Source organism: Kitasatospora sp. NRRL B-11411, assembly GCF_000721345.1.
In the GTDB taxonomy this organism is placed as follows: Bacteria; Actinomycetota; Actinomycetes; order Streptomycetales; family Streptomycetaceae; genus Kitasatospora; species Kitasatospora cineracea.
Genome location: NZ_JOGH01000339.1, coordinates 1 through 278, shown reverse-complemented (window position 1 = coordinate 278; position 278 = coordinate 1). Strand labels below are relative to the sequence as shown.

At 64.7% G+C, this 278-nt stretch carries 1 protein-coding gene; it reads right to left on the bottom strand.

Annotated features, from left to right (window positions below):
* Positions 1-278: extracellular solute-binding protein (locus tag IH44_RS0140260; protein ID WP_030464800.1), on the bottom strand; the 278-nt coding region annotated here is incomplete at both ends.

The window sequence follows — 278 nt, the reverse complement described above, 5'->3', positions numbered from 1 at the left end:
GGTTCTTGGAGTGCTTGTTGATCGCGTACTTGTAGTCCGGCTGCAGGACGCTGCACAGCTTCCCGGAGGTGGACGGGAACGGCATGTAGCCGATGTCCTCCGGGTTCGCCCCGGCCTTGGTGGCCGCGTCGCGCATCTGCGACACCGACCACGAGCCCAGGTACATCGCGCCGACCTTGCCGGTGCCCAGCATCACCTTCGACTGGTCCCAGTTGGTGGTGGTCGGGTCGTCCTCGGACAGCTTCTGGTTGACGATCGCGTACACCAGGCTGTCGACG